The sequence below is a fragment of the Acidimicrobiales bacterium genome, assembly GCA_035512495.1.
Lineage (GTDB): Bacteria > Actinomycetota > Acidimicrobiia > Acidimicrobiales > CADCSY01 > DATKDW01.
In genome coordinates this window covers 24,651-43,401 of sequence record DATKDW010000047.1, presented here as the reverse complement: position 1 = coordinate 43,401, position 18,751 = coordinate 24,651, and the positions used below count along the sequence as shown (strand labels likewise).

Annotated in this window: 20 protein-coding genes; 7 read left to right on the top strand and 13 right to left on the bottom strand. The window is 72.2% G+C overall.

Annotated elements, in window-relative coordinates; genetic code table 11:
• Positions 1 to 77: 77 nt before the first annotated feature.
• From smc to rsmD, 10 genes are all read right to left on the bottom strand, one after another.
• Positions 78 to 3,551, bottom strand: a complete 3,474-nt coding sequence (gene smc, locus VMN58_06195; GenBank protein HUF32782.1) for a chromosome segregation protein SMC — start codon at positions 3,549 to 3,551, stop codon at positions 78 to 80.
• Between the two features lie 56 nt (positions 3,552 to 3,607).
• Positions 3,608 to 4,444: a bifunctional DNA-formamidopyrimidine glycosylase/DNA-(apurinic or apyrimidinic site) lyase gene (mutM, locus tag VMN58_06190; protein ID HUF32781.1), complete on the bottom strand. Its 837-nt coding sequence runs from the start codon at positions 4,442 to 4,444 to the stop codon at positions 3,608 to 3,610.
• The gene (gene rnc, locus VMN58_06185) at positions 4,444 to 5,196 is read right to left on the bottom strand and encodes a ribonuclease III (GenBank protein ID HUF32780.1); all 753 of its coding nucleotides are present in this window, start codon (positions 5,194 to 5,196) and stop codon (positions 4,444 to 4,446) included. Before rnc ends, mutM begins: the two co-directional genes overlap by 1 nt.
• Positions 5,197 to 5,234: 38 nt before the next feature.
• The gene (locus tag VMN58_06180; protein HUF32779.1) at positions 5,235 to 5,525 is read right to left on the bottom strand and encodes an acyl carrier protein; all 291 of its coding nucleotides are present in this window, start codon (positions 5,523 to 5,525) and stop codon (positions 5,235 to 5,237) included.
• A gap of 79 nt (positions 5,526 to 5,604) precedes the next feature.
• Complete coding sequence (plsX, locus tag VMN58_06175; protein ID HUF32778.1) at positions 5,605 to 6,588, bottom strand: phosphate acyltransferase PlsX; 984 nt, start codon at positions 6,586 to 6,588, stop codon at positions 5,605 to 5,607.
• A 16-nt stretch (positions 6,589 to 6,604) separates the two neighbouring features.
• Positions 6,605 to 6,784: a 50S ribosomal protein L32 gene (gene rpmF / locus VMN58_06170; protein HUF32777.1), complete on the bottom strand. Its 180-nt coding sequence runs from the start codon at positions 6,782 to 6,784 to the stop codon at positions 6,605 to 6,607.
• Between the two features lie 105 nt (positions 6,785 to 6,889).
• Complete coding sequence (locus VMN58_06165) at positions 6,890 to 7,414, bottom strand: DUF177 domain-containing protein (GenBank protein HUF32776.1); 525 nt, start codon at positions 7,412 to 7,414, stop codon at positions 6,890 to 6,892.
• Positions 7,411 to 7,965 (bottom strand): hypothetical protein, encoded by a 555-nt coding sequence (locus tag VMN58_06160; GenBank protein ID HUF32775.1) that lies wholly within the window; start codon positions 7,963 to 7,965, stop codon positions 7,411 to 7,413. The genes VMN58_06165 and VMN58_06160 overlap by 4 nt, the downstream gene beginning before the upstream one ends.
• Positions 7,962 to 8,441: a pantetheine-phosphate adenylyltransferase gene (gene coaD / locus VMN58_06155; GenBank protein ID HUF32774.1), complete on the bottom strand. Its 480-nt coding sequence runs from the start codon at positions 8,439 to 8,441 to the stop codon at positions 7,962 to 7,964. Before coaD ends, VMN58_06160 begins: the two co-directional genes overlap by 4 nt.
• A gap of 14 nt (positions 8,442 to 8,455) precedes the next feature.
• A complete protein-coding gene (gene rsmD / locus VMN58_06150) occupies positions 8,456 to 8,980 on the bottom strand; it encodes a 16S rRNA (guanine(966)-N(2))-methyltransferase RsmD (GenBank protein ID HUF32773.1) in 525 nt (174 codons plus the stop codon).
• Positions 8,981 to 9,004: 24 nt separating this feature from the next.
• On the opposite strand from rsmD, the gene VMN58_06145 reads away from it, so the two are divergent.
• Positions 9,005 to 9,205: a hypothetical protein gene (locus tag VMN58_06145; GenBank protein HUF32772.1), complete on the top strand. Its 201-nt coding sequence runs from the start codon at positions 9,005 to 9,007 to the stop codon at positions 9,203 to 9,205.
• A 139-nt stretch (positions 9,206 to 9,344) separates the two neighbouring features.
• Here the strand turns inward: VMN58_06145 and VMN58_06140 are convergent, their stop codons facing one another.
• Positions 9,345 to 9,707, bottom strand: coding sequence for a hypothetical protein (locus VMN58_06140; GenBank protein ID HUF32771.1), 363 nt, complete (start codon positions 9,705 to 9,707; stop codon positions 9,345 to 9,347).
• Between the two features lie 64 nt (positions 9,708 to 9,771).
• On the bottom strand, positions 9,772 to 11,946 hold the full coding sequence (gene recG, locus VMN58_06135) for an ATP-dependent DNA helicase RecG (protein HUF32770.1): 2,175 nt from the start codon (positions 11,944 to 11,946) through the stop codon (positions 9,772 to 9,774).
• A 64-nt stretch (positions 11,947 to 12,010) separates the two neighbouring features.
• On the opposite strand from recG, the gene VMN58_06130 reads away from it, so the two are divergent.
• The gene (locus tag VMN58_06130; GenBank protein HUF32769.1) at positions 12,011 to 12,799 is read left to right on the top strand and encodes an HAD family hydrolase; all 789 of its coding nucleotides are present in this window, start codon (positions 12,011 to 12,013) and stop codon (positions 12,797 to 12,799) included.
• Positions 12,800 to 12,803: 4 nt separating this feature from the next.
• On the opposite strand, the gene VMN58_06125 is transcribed toward VMN58_06130, so the two are convergent.
• Entirely contained in the window at positions 12,804 to 14,456 is a 1,653-nt protein-coding gene (locus VMN58_06125; GenBank protein HUF32768.1) for a DAK2 domain-containing protein, read from the bottom strand.
• Between the two features lie 95 nt (positions 14,457 to 14,551).
• Here VMN58_06125 and rpmB point away from each other — a divergent pair, with 95 nt between their 5' ends.
• The 5 genes from rpmB to VMN58_06100 all read left to right on the top strand — a co-directional run bounded on the left by rpmB (position 14,552) and on the right by VMN58_06100 (position 18,684).
• Positions 14,552 to 14,770 carry a 50S ribosomal protein L28 gene (rpmB, locus tag VMN58_06120; GenBank protein ID HUF32767.1) on the top strand — a complete coding sequence of 73 codons (219 nt, stop codon included), beginning with the start codon at positions 14,552 to 14,554 and terminating at the stop codon, positions 14,768 to 14,770.
• A 95-nt stretch (positions 14,771 to 14,865) separates the two neighbouring features.
• Complete coding sequence (locus VMN58_06115) at positions 14,866 to 15,120, top strand: hypothetical protein (protein HUF32766.1); 255 nt, start codon at positions 14,866 to 14,868, stop codon at positions 15,118 to 15,120.
• Positions 15,121 to 15,183: 63 nt separating this feature from the next.
• On the top strand, positions 15,184 to 16,995 hold the full coding sequence (locus VMN58_06110) for a phosphoenolpyruvate carboxykinase (GTP) (GenBank protein HUF32765.1): 1,812 nt from the start codon (positions 15,184 to 15,186) through the stop codon (positions 16,993 to 16,995).
• Between the two features lie 67 nt (positions 16,996 to 17,062).
• Positions 17,063 to 18,253, top strand: coding sequence for an acetyl-CoA acetyltransferase (locus tag VMN58_06105; protein ID HUF32764.1), 1,191 nt, complete (start codon positions 17,063 to 17,065; stop codon positions 18,251 to 18,253).
• Entirely contained in the window at positions 18,253 to 18,684 is a 432-nt protein-coding gene (locus VMN58_06100) for an OB-fold domain-containing protein (protein HUF32763.1), read from the top strand. The genes VMN58_06105 and VMN58_06100 overlap by 1 nt, the downstream gene beginning before the upstream one ends.
• The last annotated feature ends 67 nt before the right edge of the window (positions 18,685 to 18,751 follow it).

Below are 18,751 nucleotides of genomic sequence, written 5' to 3'. Positions count from 1 at the left end.
CGACGCAGCCTACCCAGGGGCGCCGGTCGCCCTTCCCGGCCGGGCGCCGGGGCGGCGTGGACTCGGCCGGGGCCGGCTCAGCTCGCGGCGCTGACCCGCTCGCTCACGCACCTGGAGGATCCGCCGGACTGCATGGTCACCCCGTACAGGGTGTCGGCGACCTCCATCGTGCGCTTCTGGTGGCTCACGATCAGCAGCTGCGCCTCCCGGCGGAACTCGGCGACGAGGTCGAGGAAGCGGCGGAGGTTGACGTCGTCGAGGGCAGCCTCGACCTCGTCCATCAGGTAGAACGGCGACGGCCGGCTCCGGAAGACGGCGAAGAGGTAGGCCAGTGCCGTGAGCGAGCGCTCGCCGCCGGAGAGCAGCGAGAGCTTGCGCACGTTCTTGCCCGACGGCCGGGCCTCGACCTCGATGCCCGTCTCCAGCGGGTTGTCGGGGTCGGTCAGCGTGAGCCGGCCCTGGCCACCTGGGAACAGGGTCTCGAACAGGACGGTGAAGTTCTGGCTCACGTCGGCGAAGGCGGCGACGAAGACGTTGACGATCTCGCTGTCGATGGCCCGGATCACCTTCGCCAGGTCTCGACGGGTCGACTTCACGTCCTCGAGCTGGCCCTCGAGGAACGTGTGGCGCTCCTGCAGGGCGGTGTGCTCCTCGAGGGCGAGCGGGTTGATCGGGCCCATGAGGCGCAGCTCGCGCTCGAGCTCGCGCAGCCGAGCGGGGGCGGTGGTCCCCTCGGGCAGCGGCGGGCACTCCGACGCCATGGCGACATCGGGTTCGATCTCGAGGTCGCGACGCAGCGTCTCGGTGGCCGCCTCGACCCGAAGCTGCAGCTCCTGGGCGTCGAGCTCGGCCCGCCTGGCGCGCTCGCGAAGCTCCTCGAGCCGGCGTTCGGCGCCGCTGCGCTCGCGGCGGAGCTCGTCGAGGCGGGCGGCGGTGGCCCGCGCCGCCTCCGACTGGCGGCGACGGCGGTCGCGCAGCTCGGCCAGCTCCGTGTCGACCCAGCCGAGCCGGTCGTCGACCAGGGCGGCGAGGCGGTCGGTGGCCACGAGGCGTCGGTCGAGCTCGACCCGGCGGACCTCGGCCTCGAGCCTGGCCGCCTCGTTCTTGGTCAGCCGCTCGTCGACCTCCTCGAGCCGGCGGCGCAGGTAGCCGCGACGCTCCTCGAGGCCGGTCGCCCGCACCTCGAGATCGGTCCGCAGCGCCCCGACCGCCATGGCCCGCTCGTCAAGGCGGGTGCGCTCGGCCTGCATCGCCCGGGCCCGGCCGACCGACTCCTCCTCCTCGGCCTCGAGGCCCGGCAGCTGCGCCTGGAGCTGCTCGGTTCGAGAGCGCTCGCGCTCCACCCGCTCGGCCAGCTCGGCGAGGTGACCCCGCAGGGCCTCGGCCTCGGCGGAGGCATCGCGCAGCTCGGCCTCGATGCGCTGGAGCCCGTCCGACGACCCCGCCAGGCGGCCGCTGTTGGCGTCGCGGCGACGGACGACCTCGGTCTCCGCGGCGCGGGCCGCGTGCAGCTCGTCGCGGGCGTCGCGCACCGCCCGCTCGGCCTGCTCGGCCTCGAGGGCGGCGGACGCCGACCGGGTGCGGGCCTCGTCGAGGGCGGCCCCGGTGGCGCCGGCCCCGGCGGCCCCGACGCGCCATCCGCTGGTCGCGAAGCGGTCGCCGTCGCGGGTCACCACCACCGCCTCGGGGTGGGCGACCGCGGCGTCGAGGGCATCCTCCCAGCCCCCGTCGACGCAGACGGCCGCGGCGAGGAGCGCGTCGAGGGCGGCGTCGACCTCGGGCTGCGAGGAGCGGACGTGACGCCGCACCGGCTCGCCGACGGGAGCCGGCGACCCCGAGGCGCCGCCCGAGATCCCGAGGGCAAGAACAGCACCGACACCGGCCTCGTCCCCGGCTCGCAGCGTCGCCAGCGCTGCCCGGGCCGCCCCCGGTCCGCCCCGCACCACCACGGCCGCGAGGGCAGGGCCGACCGCGGCCTCGAAGGCGGCCTCCCACCCGTGGTCGATCTCGACGATGTCGAGCAGCGTCCCGACGACGCCCTCGACCCCGCTGAGGCGCTCGGCGCCGGCACGGGCCTCGTCGAGGGCCAGGGCCAGCGCCTCCGCCCGGGCCGACCACGACGCGAGCTCACCGTCGGCCCGTCGCAGCGCGACGTCGGCCCTGGCCACCGCCTCCTCTGCCGTCCGGCGACGCCCCTCGGCGGCCTCGAGCTCCTCGAGGAGGGGCTGCTCGGCGCTGTCGGCCGCCCCCATCTCTTCGCGCAGCACCTGGGCTTCGCCCGCCAGGCGCTCGGCCTTCTCGGTGAGCGCCGAGAGGCGGCTGCGGAGGCGGGACGACTCGAGCTCACCCCGCTCGACGCCGCTGCGCAGGGCGGCGAGCTCGCCGCGCACCTCGGCCGCCGCGCCCGTGGGCGTGGGGACACCGTCGCCCCAGCGACGCTCGAACTCGGCCCGCTCGTCGGCGAGCACCGACTCGGCCTCGGCCACACGCTCGGCCTCGGGCACCAGCCGCGCTGCCTCGTCCTCGGCCTCGTCGAGCTCGGTGCGAAGCCGGGCGGCCTCGGCCTCCAGGCTGGCGATCACGGCCTGATCGACCGACGCGCTCCGGTCCCGCTCGATGCCGCGGCGTCGCTCGGCGAGGACCGCGCCGAGCCCGCGGGCCTGCTCCCGGAGGCGCTCGACGCGCACCAGCGAGTCTCCGAGGTCGTCGGCCCCCATGGCGGTGAGCTCGGCCTCGGTGGCCAACACAGCGGTGTCGAGGCGCGCCAGCTCGCCCTTGAGGGCTCCGTCGTCGGTGGTCAACCCGGCCCGAGTCTGGGCCGCGGTCTCCAGCCGGGAGCGCAGCCCGGCGAGCTCGCGCCCGGCGACGAATCGGCGGATGGCGGTGAGCTCGGCGACCAGGTCGCCGTGGCGGCGGGCGGCATCGGCCTGGCGCTCGAGGGGCCGCAGCTGGCGGCGGACCTCCCGAAGGAGGTCCGAGACCCGCAGCAGGTTGCCCTCGGTGGCCTCGAGGCGGCGCTCCGCCTTCTCCTTGCGGCGACGGAACTTCAGGATGCCCGCGGCCTCCTCGATGACCGCCCGCCGGTCCTCGGGCCGGGCGTTGAGGATGCCGTCGAGCTGGCCCTGGCTGACGATCACGTGCTGGCTGCGACCCACCCCGGAGTCGCTGAGGAGCTCCTGGACGTCGAGGAGCCGGCAGGGGGCACCGTTGATGGCGTACTCGCTGTCCCCGCTGCGGAAGAGGGTCCGGCTGATCGTGACCTCGGCGAACTCGATCGGGAGCATGCCGTCGGCGTTGTCGATGGTGAGGCTCACCTCGGCCCGACCCAGCGCGGCACGCCCGGCGGTGCCGGCGAAGATGACATCGTCCATCTTGGAGGAGCGGACGGTGCGCGGCCCCTGGGCACCGAGGACCCACGCCACGGCATCGACGATGTTCGACTTGCCGGAGCCGTTGGGACCCACGACGACGGTGATGCCCGGCTCCAGATGGAGGGTCGTCGCGTCGGCGAAGGACTTGAAGCCTTTGAGGGTCAGGGTCTTGAGGTGCACGCTGCCGCGAACGGTACTCGTTGCGATCCCTTGCCCCGGCGCATGCCCCGGGGGGGTCAGACCTGGCAGGCCCCGCAGGAGAACGTGGAGCGGCTGCTCCATTTGGTGCGGATGATGGGCTGGCGACAGCGGCGGCAGGCCTCGCCCTCGCGGGCGTAGACCTTGTGCTCCTCCTGGTAGCGGCCCGGCTCGCCGTAGAGGTCGCAGTACTGCATGTCCGCCAGCGACGACCCACGCAGCTTCACCGCCTCGTGGAGCACCTCGCCGATGGCCCGGTAGAGGCGGCGCACCTCTTGGGTGGTGAGCGAATCGGACGAGCGGTCGTGGCGCAGCCCGGCGGTCCAGAGGATCTCGTCGCTGTAGATGTTCCCGATGCCGGCCACGAACCTCTGGTCCATCAGCAGGGTCTTGAGCTTCAGCTTGCGGGCCATCAGCATGCCGCCGAAGAGGTTCCAGCTCATGACGTCCTCGAGGGGGTCGAAGCCGAGCTCCGCCACCTCCGGCACCTCCGTGGCCATGTCGGCGGTGGCGCAGACGAACAGCTCACCGAACGTGCGGGGGTCGATGAAGCGGAGGTGGCCGCCCACGGTGAAGGTCATCACCACGTGGGTGTGCTTCTCGAGTGGGTCCTTGGCCGACGCCTTGCGGAGCTGGCCGCTCATGCCGAGGTGGGCGATGAGCATGTCGTCACCGTCGAGGTCGAACAGCAGCCACTTGCCCCGTCGCCCGATCGTCTCGATCTTGCGGCCCTCGAGCTTGCCGGCGAAGTGCTTCTTGTTGGGGTGGCGGCGCACGGCGCGCATGCCGCTGACGTCGACGGTCTTGACGCGCTTGCCGACCACCTCCTTCTCGAGGTCACGGCGGATGGTCTCGACCTCGGGCAGCTCGGGCATCAGTCGTCTCGCTTCTCGTCGGTGTGGGGGTCGGGCGTGCCCCCGGTCTCGGCTGCGCCCGACTCGATCGTGCGCAACACCTCCCATGCCTCGCGGGCCGCCTCCTGCTCCGCCTGCTTCTTGGACCGCCCCTCGCCCCGTCCCCGGACCTCGCCGTCCACGGTCACCGTCGCGAAGAAGCGCTTGGCGTGGTCAGGGCCGTCGTCGGCGACCTCGTAGGACGGCAGCGACTCGAACGCCCGTGCCGTGAGCTCCTGGAGCCGCGTCTTGTAGTCCTGGCCGCCGGGGCCGAGCGCTGCCGTCGAGATCCGCTCCCCCAGCAGGTCGAGGACGAGGCGCTCGGCCTCGTCCCAGCCGCCGTCGAGGTACACGGCGCCGATCACCGCCTCGATGGCGTCGGCCAGGATCGAAGGCTTGTCCCGACCCCCGGAGGCGTCCTCACCCTTCCCGAGGAGCACCGCCCGGCCGAGCTCCAGCTCGGCGGCCACCTCGGCCAGGGCGGCGGCGCTCACGACCGTGGCCCGCACCTTGGCCAGCTCCCCCTCGGGCAGGTCGGGGTAGGTGCGGAAGATGTGGTCGGTGACGACCAGCCCGAGCACCGCGTCCCCGAGGAACTCGAGGCGCTCGTTGGAGCGGACCCCCGGGTGCTCGGCGCACCAGGAGCGGTGTGCCAGGGCTCGCTCGATGAGGCGGGTGTCGTCGAAGCCACGACCCAGTCGCTCGAAGAGTGCGGGGAGCTCCTCGGGACCCACGACGACGCTCGGCGCTCGAGGTGCGGCGGGCCGCCTGGTCAACCGAGCCGGGCGCAGACGTAGTCGACCGCGTCCCGCACCGTCTTGAGGTCCTCGAGGTCCTCGTCCTCGATGCGGAAGCCGACTGTGCGCTCGCCGACCTCCTCCTCGATGCCCTCCACCAGCTCGATGAGGGCGAGGGAGTCGGCCTCGAGGTCGTCGACGAACGACTGGCTCTCGGAGATCGAGGACGCCTCGATCTCGAGGATGTCGGCGAGGCGGTCGCGGATCAGCTCGAAGACCTCGTTGCGGTCCATCGGGTTGTGCTCGACGTGGGTCTCAGCGGGCACGAACGCTCCAGTGCGTCGCGGGCAGGGGCGGCGGGAGCCTACACGATCCGACATTGTGCGCTTGTGCGCAGAGCGACGGTCAGGCGGCGATGGCGTCGCGGATGGCGCCCACGACGTCGGCCGCCACCATGTCCCTGGCGACCTGGACCGCGTTGTTGATGGCGGTCGCCGAGGACGAGCCGTGGCTGATGATGCACACGCCGTCGACGCCCAGGAGCATCGCCCCGCCGTAGGTGTCGGGGTCGAGCTCGATGACCAGCGGCTCGAGCGCCGGCCAGACCACCGAGTCGAACACCGCACGGCGCTCCTCGGTGGCGGTCAGGACCTCGAGGAGCTTGGCCTGGATGAAGCGCATCTCACCCTCGAGGGTCTTCAGCACCACGTTGCCGGTGAAGCCGTCGGTGACGATCACGTCGACATCGTCGGTCATGACGTCGCGACCCTCGACGTTTCCCACGAAGCGGACACCGGGCGTGTCTCGCAGGAGGGCGTTGGTGGCCTTGACCAGCGGGGACCCCTTGGTGTCCTCCTCGCCGATCGACAGCAGGCCCACCCGGGGCTCAGCCACGTCGAAGCGGTGACGGGCGAAGACCGTGCCCATCTGGGCGAACTGCACGAGCCACTCCGGTGAGCACTCGGCGTTCGCGCCGGCGTCGAGCAGGACCGTGGGCGTGGACCCCGGGACCGGAACCGGGATGGCGATCGCGGGCCGCTGCACGCCCTTGATCCGTCCCATCCGCAGGAGGGCGCTGGCCATGGTGGCGCCCGTGTTGCCGGCGCTGACCATGGCCGACGCCCGGCCGTCGCGCACCGCCTCGGCGGCACGAACCAGGGAAGAGTCCTTCTTGCGGCGCACCGACGACCCTGGGTCGTCGTGCATCTCGATCACCTCGCTGCACGCCAGGACCTCGAGGTCGCCGGGGTCGGCGGCGGCGATGGCGTCGGCCAGACCGACGAGGAGGACAGGAACGCCGAGCGACTCGGCGGCGCGCCGGGCGCCGGCGACGATCTCGCCGGGGGCCTGGTCACCGCCCATGGCGTCGACCGCGATGGGGAGGGTCACGGGGAGGGAGGGCGCGTCAGCCGACGTCGACGGCCTGGCGGCCGCCGTACCAACCGCAGGCGCCGCACACGACGTGCGGCAGCTTCGCCGACCCGCACTGCGGGCACACGCTTCGCGGCGGTGCCTCGAGGCGCCACGCCGATGCCCGGCGGCTCCGGCTCTTGGCCTTGCTGGTCTTCTTCTTGGGGACGGCCATCGCCGGCTCCTCAGCTCTTGTTCGGGGGTGACCCCGGCGGGGTCGGGGCGTCAGTGCAGCCGTGCAAGGGTAGTTGGCGCCCGCCGTCGCATCGAATCGGGGCGTTCAGGTGTCGTCGCCCTCGGGGGTGTCGAAGCGGAGCTCGTCGAGCGCCGCCCAGCGGTGGTCGGCGACCTCGACGGCACAGTCGCAATCGGCCTCGTTGCGGTCGATGCCGCAGCTGGCGCACAGGCCCTGGCAGTCCTCCCGGCACACCGGCGCCAGCGGTAGTCCCAGCAGCACCGCCTCCCGCGCCACGGGCTCGACATCGATGTCGACGCCATCGAGCGGGAGGGTCTCGCCCTCGGTGGGGTCGGCCTCGAAGACCTCCATCACCGGCACCTCGAGCACGTCGGCCACGGGGCGCAGGCAACGCCGGCAGATGCTCTCCCACGGCGCCCGGACGGTCCCCGTGGCCACGATGCCTTCGTTGACCGACTCGAGGCGCAGCTCCACCTGGACGGGCTCCCCCTCGGGCACCCGGGTCCCGAGCACGACCAGGTCGTCGAGCACGGCTTTGAGCGAGGTCTCCCGGCTCCGGCCGGAGCGCCGCAGGAGGTCGCCGACGACGAGCGTGAGGGCGCCCGTCACGTCAGGTCTTGGTCGAAGAACCCGGACTCGTCCTCGTCGACCACCGGCTCCTCCTCGCGCGCCGTCGGCGCCGAGGTGAGGCGGCTCCGGCCGGCATGCACGGTCTTCATGGTCCGGTCGAGGATGATCTCGAACTGGGCAAGGCGCTGGTCGCAGAAGTCCTCGGCCTCGTGGCGCAGCCGGCGGGCCTCGGCATCGGCCTCCTCGATCGTCCGCCGGGCCGAGTGCTGGGCTGCCCGCACCACCTCGGTGCGCTGCACCATGCGCTCTGCCCGGTTGCGGGCCTCATCGAGGATCTCCTCGCCCTCGCGCTGGACCTTGGCGAGGAACTCCTCGCGCTCGCGCAGCAGCCAACGGGCGGCGCGCAGCTCCTCGGGGAGGCGGTTGAGGGCCTCCTCCACCAGCTCGAGGACCTCGTCGCGGTTGATCATCACCGAGGCCGACAGCGGCATGGGCCGGGCGTTGCCGACCAGGTCGGCGACGCGCCCCAGCAGGGTCTCGACATCGGTGGCCGTGCTCGCGGCCGCCTCGTGGCCGTCGAAGTCGGTCACGAGCTGTACTTCTCCTTGAGGTGGCGGACCACGGGTTCGGGGACCATGGCGCTGACGTCGCGGCCGAACCGGGCGAAGTCGCGGATGTACTTCGAGGCGATGTAGGAGTTCGCCGAGGCCGACGGCAGGAAGATGGTGTGCACGCCGGAGTTCGCCAGGTTGGTCTGGGCCTGGGCCATCTCGTTCTCGAAGTCGGACACGGCGCGCAGGCCCTTGATGATGAAGTCGGCGCCCACGTCTCGGGCTACGTCGACGACCAGCTTGGCCACGTGGACGACCGACACGTTGGGCACGTGATCGAGCGACTCCTCGATCATGGCGTGGCGCTCCTCGAGCGAGAAGAGACCGGTGTCCTTCTGGAGGTTGCGGATGGCGCCCACCACGACCTCGTCAAAGAGCTGGGCAGCCGTCTCCACGAGCTCGCGGTGACCGTTGTGGAACGGGTCGAACGACCCGGGGTACAGGACTTTCACCACTCGGGTCTGCTCCCTCATCGGTGCCGGGCGAGGGTCACCACGGTAGTGCCGTAGCGCTTGGCCCTGACAACCGCCCACCCGTCGCCCGGCTCGACCTCCCGGTCGGACTCCAGCACGGCCATCTCGGCAGCGAGTCCAGCCAGCAGGACTCGCCAGGCCTCGTCGTCGTAGTCGTAGGGCGGGTCGAGGAGGGCGAGGTCGACGGCGCCGGCCTGGTCGGCGACCCAGCGCTCGGCCGTGGCCCGCACGACGGTGGCCCGGTCGCCGAGGTCGGTGGCGGCGAGGTTGGCGCGCACGGCGGCCAGGGCCGGGCCGTCGTCGTCGACGAAGGTGGCGTGGTCCGCCCCCCGGGAGAGGGCCTCGATCCCCAGCGCCCCCGAGCCGGCGAAGAGGTCGACGACCGTGGCGCCCTCGACCACGCCGAGGCTGTGGAGGGCGTTGAAGGTCGCCTCCCGCACCCGGTCGCCGGTCGGCCTCGTGCTCCGCCCCGGCGGTGCTTCCAGCCGCCGACCCCTGGCTGTCCCCGCCACCACGCGCATGGACAGCAACGTAGCGTTGGGTCCGTGGTGCCCCTCGAACCCGAAGCCCAGATCGACTGCATCGACTGCGGCGGCCCCTGCACCCTGATCTCGTACGCCCCCGAGATGGGGTGGCAGCCGGGTGACCTCGTGACCTACCGGTGCAGGGACTGCCTCGACCGCTGGGACCTCCTCCTCCCCGGGGGCGACGACGCTGCCGGCGATGCCGGGTGGGAGCGTGGTTGAGGGGCTCACGGGTCCTGTCGCCGAGCGGGGCCCTCCCGACCTCCGCAGGCTCCGGACGGGTCCCTCCCCTCGACGCCACCCGCTCGCGGGCCGAGGTGCGGTCTCGGCTTCGCCGAGGACTTTCCTAGGGAGCGGCCTCTCAGCCCTCCGCCTGGCGGCGATCCATGTCGACCTCGGCCCTGATCGCCGCCCAGCGGCGCCACCGGCGGACGACGAGGACGGCGTAGGCGCTCCCGGCCGCCGCCAGCAGCGCGCCGAGGACGACCAGGCCGCCGGTGAGCATCGAGACGCCGAGGAACACCACGGCGAGGCCGATGCAGATGTCGACGCGCAACGGTGTGCGCCAGTTGGGCGCCAGGGCGGCACGGTCGCGCGCCGACAGGCCGAGGGCGTCGGCGAGGTCGACCGGCTCCTCGTCGGGAGCCACCTCACGGGGCCCGGGACGGTCGGAGCGGGTGGCCGGGCCGGAGGTGCGGGTCCGCCTGCGGCGCTTCTTGGCCATGGCCCCAGCATCGGTCAGTGACACGCCTCTGCGCCACCGGCGTTCGGCCCCGCCAGTCCCGCACTCAGCTCTTGAACAGGAACTCGGTGCCGACGTCAGCGCCGGCGTCCTCGTCGTCGCCGAGGAGCACGTCGAGCTCCTCGGCCAGCACGGGGTGGGCCTCGAGGCCGCCGGGTCCGTCGACGATGGCGAAGGCCTCGTCGCGTGCGCGGGCGACCCACTCCTTGTCCCGGCGGAGCGAGGCCAGACGGAGGTCGTTGCGGCCCTTCTGGCGCGCGCCCATGATCGTCCCCTCGCCCCGCAGGTCGAGGTCCACCTCGGCCAGGGCGAAGCCGTCGGTGCTGTCCTCCAGGGCCTTGAGGCGGGTCTCGGCCTCGGGCGTGGCCCCGGCACCGAGGAGGTAGCACCACGAGGCGTCATGGCCTCGCCCGACCCGCCCCCGCAGCTGGTGTAGCTGAGCGATGCCGAAGCGGTCGGCGTCGATGATCACCATCACGGTGGCGTTGGGCACGTCGACGCCCACCTCGATGACGGTGGTGGCCACCAGGACGTCGACCTCCCGGGCCCGGAAGGCGTCCATGGCGGCCTCCTTGTCCTTGGCCGGCACCCGACCGTGGAGGAGGGCCAGGCGCAGGCCGGTGAGCTCGCCGGCCCGGAGCTGCTCGAAGGTCTCGGTGGCCGAGCGGACCTCGAGCTTCTCCGACTCGTCGATGAGCGGGGCGACCACGTAGGCCTGCCTGCCGGCCGCCACCTCGTCGCGAACCCGGGCCCACGCCGCCTCCTCCTCGAGTGGGCCCCGCGCCCAGGTCGTGGCGATGGGGGTGCGGCCGGGAGGCAGCTCGTCGAGCACGCTCACGTCGAGGTCGCCGTAGACGGTCATGGCGGCGGTGCGCGGGATGGGCGTGGCCGTCATCACGAGCACGTCGGGGACGGCCTCGCCCTTCGAGCGCAGCGCCGCCCGCTGCTCGACGCCGAAGCGGTGCTGCTCGTCGATCACTGCCACACCGAGGGAGCGGAACGCCACCTTGTCCTCGATGAGGGCGTGGGTGCCGATCACGATGTCGACCTCACCGGCGGCCATGGCCGCCGCCAGCCTGGTGCGCTCGGCGGCGGTGGTCCGGTTGGTCAGAAGCTCGACCCGGAGCGGGCGCTCGTCGAAGAGGTTGTCGCCGGCGGCCTCGAGGGTGAAGCCCTCGAGGAGGGCGCGGATGCCGAGGTGGTGCTGCTCGGCCAGCACCTCGGTGGGGGCCATGAGGGCGCCCTGGTGGCCCCCCTGGACGGCGACGAGCATGGCGCTGACGGCCACGAGGGTCTTCCCCGAGCCCACGTCGCCCTGGAGCAGGCGGTGCATGGGCACGGCCGAGGCGAGGTCGCGCCCGATGTCGGCGATGGCCCGTCGCTGGGCACCGGTGAGTGGGAACGGGAGACGCTCGTGGAAGCGTGACACCAGGTCGCCGCCCAGATCGTGGGGGATGCCCACCGCCGTGCGCTCGAGCTCGCGCTTGCGGGCGACGAGGACCAGCTGGATGCGCAACAGCTCGTCGAAGACGAGGCGACGCCGGGCGACGCCGTGCTCCTCGCCCGACGACGGGAGGTGGATCCCGTGGAGGGCAGCGGTGCGGTCGACGAGGTCCCAGCGGTCGAGGACCTCGTCGGGCACCGGGTCGGCGAGCTGCTTGGCCCGGGTGAGGGCCTCCTCGATCCAGGCCCCGAGCTCCCAGGTGGTGAGGCCGGCCTTCTCCGACTGGGGGTAGATCGGGATGATCCGGCCGGTGCGGTCGCCCACCAGGTCGACGACCGGGTTCGTCATCTGCTTGCGGCCACCGAAGGTGTCCACCTTGCCGAAGAGCACCGCCTGGGTGCCCTCCTTGAGCTGCGAGGCGCGCCAGGGCTGGTTGAAGAACGTGCACTTGAGGTAGCCGGAGCCGTCGGTGACGTCGACGGTGACCATCGTCTTGCGGGCACGCGTCCGGCGGGTCTCGACCCGGCGCACCTGGCCCAGCACCATGGCCTCCTCCCCCACCGCGAGGTCCTTGATCGACGCCTGGCGGGTGCGGTCGATGTAACGCCGCGGGTAGTGCATGAGCAGGTCGAGGACCGTGCGGATCCCCTGGTCGGCCAGGCTGGCGGCCTTCTTGTCGCCAACGCCCTTGAGCTCGGTGACCGGGATGGCGGCGAGCTGCGCCAGGCGGCGGCCACCGGCGCCGGCGGTGGTGGGCGGCGACTCACCCGGGACCATGGGGCGAGGATAGGAGGACGGTGCGACACCGGACGCCACCGGTACGATCCAACCGGTGGCCCGCATGATCGCCTCCGACCTCGACGGCACCCTGCTGCGCTCCGACGGCTCCATCAGCGACCGCACGCGAGAGGCCCTGGCAGACGCCGAGGATGCCGGGATGGTGGTCGTCCTCGCCACGGGGCGCCCACCGCGGTGGATGCACGGCATCGCCGAGGCGACCGGTCACCGCGGCCTCGCCGTGTGCTCCAACGGTGCCATCGTCTACGACCTCCACACCGAGGAGATCGTCGAGGAGCACATGATCGACGTCGAGGTGGCTGCAATGCTGGTCGAGCGGCTGCGTCTGGAGCTCCCGGGCCTGGCCTTCGCCGTCGAACGGCGCCACGGCTTCCACCACGAGCCGGGCTACACGCGGATGTGGGAGGGCGACTTCGCCTCCGACACGACCATCGCCGACGCCGCCGAGCTCGTCGACCTGCCCATGTGCAAGCTGCTGGCCCGCCACGACTCGATGACACCCGAGGACTTCCTCGCCACCGCCGCCGCGGTCATCGGCGACCTCGCCACCGTCACCTACTCCGGCACCGACGGGCTCCTCGAGATCTCGAGCGCGGGCGTCACCAAGGCCTTCACCCTCGAGCGCTTCGCCGTCGAGCACGGCGTCGACGCCGCGGGGGTCGTCGCCTTTGGCGACATGCCCAACGACCTGCCCATGCTCTCGTGGGCCGGCCACGGCGTGGCGGTGCGCGACGCCCACCCCGAGGTGCTCGCCGTCGCCGACGAGGTCACCGCCTCCAACGACGACGACGGCGTCGCCATCGTGGTCGAGCGCGTGGTCGCCGGAGCCTGAGCGGCTACTCGATGCCCACCAGGTAGGGGTACAGGGGTTGGCCGCCGTGGTGGACCTCGACCTCGACGTCGGGACGGTGCTCGCCCAACCACTCGGTGATCCGGCGGGTGTCGCCGGCGCTGGACCCCTCGCCCTCGATCAGGGTGACGATCTCGTGGTCGTCGCTGACGAGGGCCTGGAGCAGCCCCGTTGCCGCGTCGGCCAACGCCGGGGCCACTGCCCGGATCCCGTCGCGGGCGATGCCCAGCCAGTCGCCCGCCGCGATCGGACCCACCTCGCAGGTCGAGTCCCGCACCGCCCGGGTCACCTCACCGGCTACCACGGCCTCCGCGGCTGCGGTCATGCGCTCGGCGTTCTCGGCCGACGCTGCGTCCGGGTCGTAGGCGAGGAGGGCGGCGAAGCCCTCGGCGATGCCACGCGTGGGCACCACGCGAACGGCCTTGGAGCTGAGGGAGTCGACCTGCTCGGCCACGGGGATGATGTTCTTGTTGTTCGGCAGGATGACCACCTCGTCGCCGTCGGCGTCCTCGACCGCCTCGAGCAGCTGGGCGGTGGACGGGTTCATCGACTGCCCCCCGGCGACCACAGAGCTGACGCGCAGCGACCGGAAGATGCGGCGGAGGCCGTCGCCGGTGGCGACCGCCACGACCGCGGTGGCAGCGTGGCGGAGAGGCGGATCGTGGTCGGCCGCGCCGTCGCCGAGGGCGGCCTCGCGGACCCAGCGCTCCTCCTCGACCTCCTCGGCCAGGTCGGTCACGCGGATCTTGCGGGGACGGCCGCAGTCGAGGGCGGCCTCGACGGCGGCGCCGATGTCGTCGGTGTGGATGTGGCAGTTCCAGATCCCGTCGCCGCCGACCACCACGATCGAGTCACCGATGCCGGCCCACACCTCCTTGAACGCCGGGACCGACTCGTCGGGTGCCTCCAGGAAGTACATGACCTCGTAGCGCAGGTCGGAGACGTCGCCCTCCCCATGGACACCCGGGGCGGCCGAGACCGGCGCGGCGGTGATGGTCGGGTCGGGCTCGGGCACGGGGCGGCCGGCGACCACGTGCAGCGCGGCGTCGAGCAGGAGCAAGAAGCCGGCTCCACCCGCGTCGACCACGCCCGCCTCCTTGAGCACCGGGAGCAGGTCGGGGGTGCTCGCCAGCGCCTCCCGACCGGCGCGGTTGGCGGCGTCGAGCACCTCGACGAGGCTCGCGGCGGACGACTCACACGCGGCGCTTGCCCCCTCGGCGCAGGCCCGCACGACGGTGAGGATGGTGCCTTCCACCGGGCGCATCACCGCCCCGTAGGCGCCCTCGGTCGCCGCCGCCAGCGCCGAGGCCAGGGTGGGGCCGTCGGCGGCCTCGGCGTCGGCGAAGGTGGTGGCCACCCCGCGCAGGATCTGGCTCAGGATCACCCCGGAGTTGCCACGGGCCCCCATGAGAGAGCCGTGGCTGATGGCCTTGCAGGTGGCGGCCATGTCGGCTCCCGCGCCATCGAGCTCGGCCACCACCGACTCGAGCGTCAGGGCCATGTTGGTACCGGTGTCGCCGTCGGGCACCGGGTAGACGTTGAGGCGGTTGACGGCCTCCTGGTGGCTGCGGAGGGCGTCGCGGAAGCCGATCACCACCGAGCGCAGGTGTTCGGCGCCGAGGCGCTCCAACGTGGTCATGGTTGGCGGATGCTACCGGCCGGCTGGGGCACCCCGGGATGGCGCTGCTACAGTCTCCCGGTCCCCCGTACGGCAGTCCTCAGGAGCAATGCGTCATGGCAGCGGTGTGTCAGGTGTGCGGCAAGCACCCCTCCTTCGGCATGAGCATCAGCCACTCGCACCGGCGCACCAAGCGCCGGTGGAACCCGAACATCCAGCGGGTGCGCGCCATCGTCGACGGCTCGCCCAAGCGCGTGCACGTCTGCACCGGCTGCATCAAGGCGGGCAAGGTGACCAAGGCCGGTCGCCCGCCCCGTCCCACCGCCTCCGCCTGATCCACCCGCAGCGAGGCGCCGAGGGCAAGTAGGCCTTCTCGCGGACCCACCTGTAGTGTCCAATCCCTGGTCAGAGGCGAGGCAGGAGGCCGGCTGTGCAGGGAGTGGTCAAGTCGTACGACCCGGCGACGGGGCAGGGCACGCTCGTGCGCGACACCGACCTCTCCGAGCACGACCTCGCCGCCGACGCGCTCGTCGGCTCCGCGTTTCGGATGCTGCGCCAGGGCCAGCGGGTGGTCTTCGACCTCGACGACAGCGGCCGGGCGTCCCGGCTCCGCTTCGGCTCCGAGGTCGACATGGGCACGCCGGGCTACACCACCGAGGGCATCGCCATCCCGCCCCAGGGGTAGGCACGCCGACGACCGGTTCGCCGGGGCTACGGCCCAAGTGACCAGCGACTTCAGGAGAGCGACGTGAGCGCAGTGCAGACCCAGACCGACCGCACCAGCAACGCCACGCTGCTGGCCTGGGTGAACGAGGTCGCCGAGCTCTGCCAGCCCGATGCCATCGAGTGGTGCGACGGGTCCGACGAGGAGTACCAGCGCCTCACCCAGCTGCTGGTCGACGCCGGCACCTTCACCAAGCTCGACGACGAGAAGCGGCCGAACAGCTTCCTGGCCCGCTCCGACCCTGGCGACGTCGCCCGGGTGGAGGACCGCACGTACATCTGCTCCGAGCTCGAGGCCGACGCCGGCCCCACCAACAACTGGGCCGACCCCACCGAGATGAAGGAGACGCTGCGCGGCCTCTTCGAGGGCTCGATGCGCGGCCGCACCATGTACGTGGTGCCGTTCTCCATGGGCCCCCTCGGCTCGCCCATCGCCCACATCGGCGTCCAGCTCACCGACTCGGCCTACGTGGTCACCAACATGAAGATCATGACCCGCATGGGCCAGGCCGTCCTCGACACCCTCGGCGATGGCGAGTTCGTGCCCTGCCTCCACTCGGTCGGCGCCCCCCTCGAGCCCGGCCAGGACGACGTGCCGTGGCCGTGCGACGCCGAGAACAAGTACATCGTCCACTTCCCCGACTCCCGGGAGATCTGGTCGTACGGCTCGGGCTACGGCGGCAACGCACTGCTCGGCAAGAAGTGCTTCGCCCTGCGCATCGCGTCGGCCATGGCCCGCGACGAGGGCTGGCTGGCCGAGCACATGCTCGTCCTCGGCGTGACCCCGCCGAGCGGCGAGAAGCGCTACGTGGCGGCGGCGTTCCCGTCCGCCTGCGGCAAGACCAACATGGCCATGATGATCCCCACCCTGCCGGGCTGGAAGATCGAGACCATCGGCGACGACATCGCCTGGATGAAGTTCGGCGACGACGGTCGCCTCTACGCCATCAACCCCGAGGCCGGGTTCTTTGGCGTGGCACCGGGGACGTCCACCAAGACCAACCCCAACGCCATGGAGACCCTGGTCGAGAACTGCATCTTCACCAACTGCGCGGAGACGCCCGACGGTGACGTGTGGTGGGAGGACATGACGGCGGAGGCTCCGCCCCGCCTGACCGACTGGAAGGGCAACGACTGGAACCCGGAGTCGAGCACTCCCGCCGCCCACCCCAACGCCCGCTTCACGGCGCCGGCGTCGCAGTGCCCCTCGATCGCCCCCGAGTGGGAGGACCCGAAGGGCGTGCCGATCTCGGCCATCCTCTTCGGCGGACGCCGGGCGTCCACCGTGCCGCTGGTCACCGAGTCCTACGGCTGGGCGCACGGGGTGTTCCTCGGCTCCATCATGAGCTCGGAGAAGACCGCTGCGGCCGCCGGCACCGTCGGCGAGGTCCGGTTCGACCCGTTCGCCATGCGCCCCTTCACCGGGTACAACGTCGGCGACTACATCGCCCACTGGCTCGAGATCGGCGAGCAGGCCGACGACGACAAGCTCCCGAAGCTCTTCTGGGTCAACTGGTTCCGCAAGGACGACGAGGGCAGCTTCGCCTGGCCGGGGTTCGGCGAGAACTCCCGGGTCCTCAAGTGGGTCCTGGAGCGGATCGACGGCACCGGCGAGGCGGTCGACACCCCCATCGGTCGCATCCCGAGCCCGAACGCCATCGACACCACCGGCCTCGACCTCTCCGAGGACGACATGACCGCCATCCTGGCAGTCGACCTCGACGAGTGGCGCGACGAGCTGCCTCGCATCGAGGGCCACTTCGACGAGATCGGCGACGCCGTCCCCCAAGCGCTGCGCGACGAGCTCGACCAGCTGGCGAAGCGCCTGACGGGCTGACGACCGCGCCTCCCCCCCCGACCTGGGCTAGTTTCCTGACCCGTGGGTCAAGTGAGGGAGACGGACGTTGGCTGATCGGACGCTGCGGGGACAGGCCGCCATCGTGGGGGTGGCCGATGCCGCCTCGCCCACGGGTGAGCTCGAGCTCACGGGCCGGGCGCTCGAGGTGACGATGATCGCCGAGGCACTGGCCGACGCCGGGCTCACCATCGCCGACGTCGACGGCCTCTGCTACGCCGGTTTCGGCGGGATGGCCACGCTGGGCCTCGCCGAGTACCTCGGGATCTCACCCCGCTGGACCGACGGCACCAACGTCGGCGGCTCGAGCTACGAGGTCCACGTCGAGCACGCCGCGGCCGCCATCGCCGCCGGGCTGTGCGACGTGGTGGTGGGGGTCTACGCCTCGACCCCCCGCAGCGACCGCAAGCGCTCGTCGGGCGGTGGAGGTGGCGGTCGACGGCCCATGCCGTTCGGGCCCGACCCGCGCATGGAGTTCGAGATGCCCTACGGCCTGATGATGCCGATGGGCGCCTATGCCCTGAGCGCCAGCCGCCACATGCACTCCTTCGGGACCACGTCCGAGCAGCTGGCCCAGATCGCGGTCAGCACCCGGGAGTGGGCGGCGATGAACCCCAGTGCCAGGTACCAGGACCCGATCACCATCGACGACGTGCTGTCGTCGCCCATGCAGGCCTCACCGCTCCACCTCCTCGACTGCTGCCTCGTGACCGACGGTGCCGGCGCGTTCGTCATGACCAGCGCCGAGCGGGCGCGCGACCTGGCCAAGCCGCCGGTCCACGTCCTCGGCGCAGCCACCTGCCACGACCACAGCGGCATCATGGCCATGCCCGACCTCACCACCACCGCCGGGGCCATCTCCGGTCCCAACGCCTTCGCCATGGCCGGCATCAAGGCCGGCGACGTCGACCTCCTGATGGGCTACGACAGCTTCACCATCACCGCCCTCCTGCACCTCGAGGACCTCGGGTTCTGCGACAAGGGCGAGGGAGGGGCGTTCGTCGAGGACGGCCGGACAGGACCCGGGGGCTCGTTGCCGATGAACACCAACGGCGGTGGGCTGTCGTACACCCACCCCGGGATGTACGGGATGTTCCTCCTGGTCGAGGCGACCCGCCAGCTGCGTGGCGAGTGCGGCCCCCGCCAGGTGGAGGGCGCGGAGATCGCCGTCGCCCACGGATCGGGCGGCGTGCTCTCGGCCATGGCCACCGTCGTCCTCGGCACGGAGGCAACGCTCTGATGGCCCACGACACGCCCACGCCCACCCGCTTCGAGCCCCCGGTGTCCGACGACACCGCGCCGTTCTGGGAGGCCACCCGCGACAAGCAGCTGGTGCTGCAGTGGTGCACGAGCTGCCAGAAGGCGATCTTCTACCCGCGAGCCGCGTGCCCCGGCTGCCTGGGCGACACGATCGAGTGGCGGCCGGCCACCGGCTTCGGCCGGGTCCACGCCGTGAGCGTCCAGCACAAGCCGGCCAACCCGTTCATGGCCGACAAGGTCCCCTACGCGGTCGCCCTCGTCGACCTCGACGAGGGCGTGCGCCTGATGACCAACATCGTCGGGTGCGAGCCCGACGACGTTGCTGTCGACATGGCGGTCCGCGTCACCTGGGAACCGCTCACCGACGGCCGGCACCTACCGCTCTTCGAGCCCAGCGCGCTGGCTGACTGACCACCGCCGGCGTCGCCGGCACCCACAGACGACCCACGCACACCAGGCGCACACTTCCAGGGGGAAA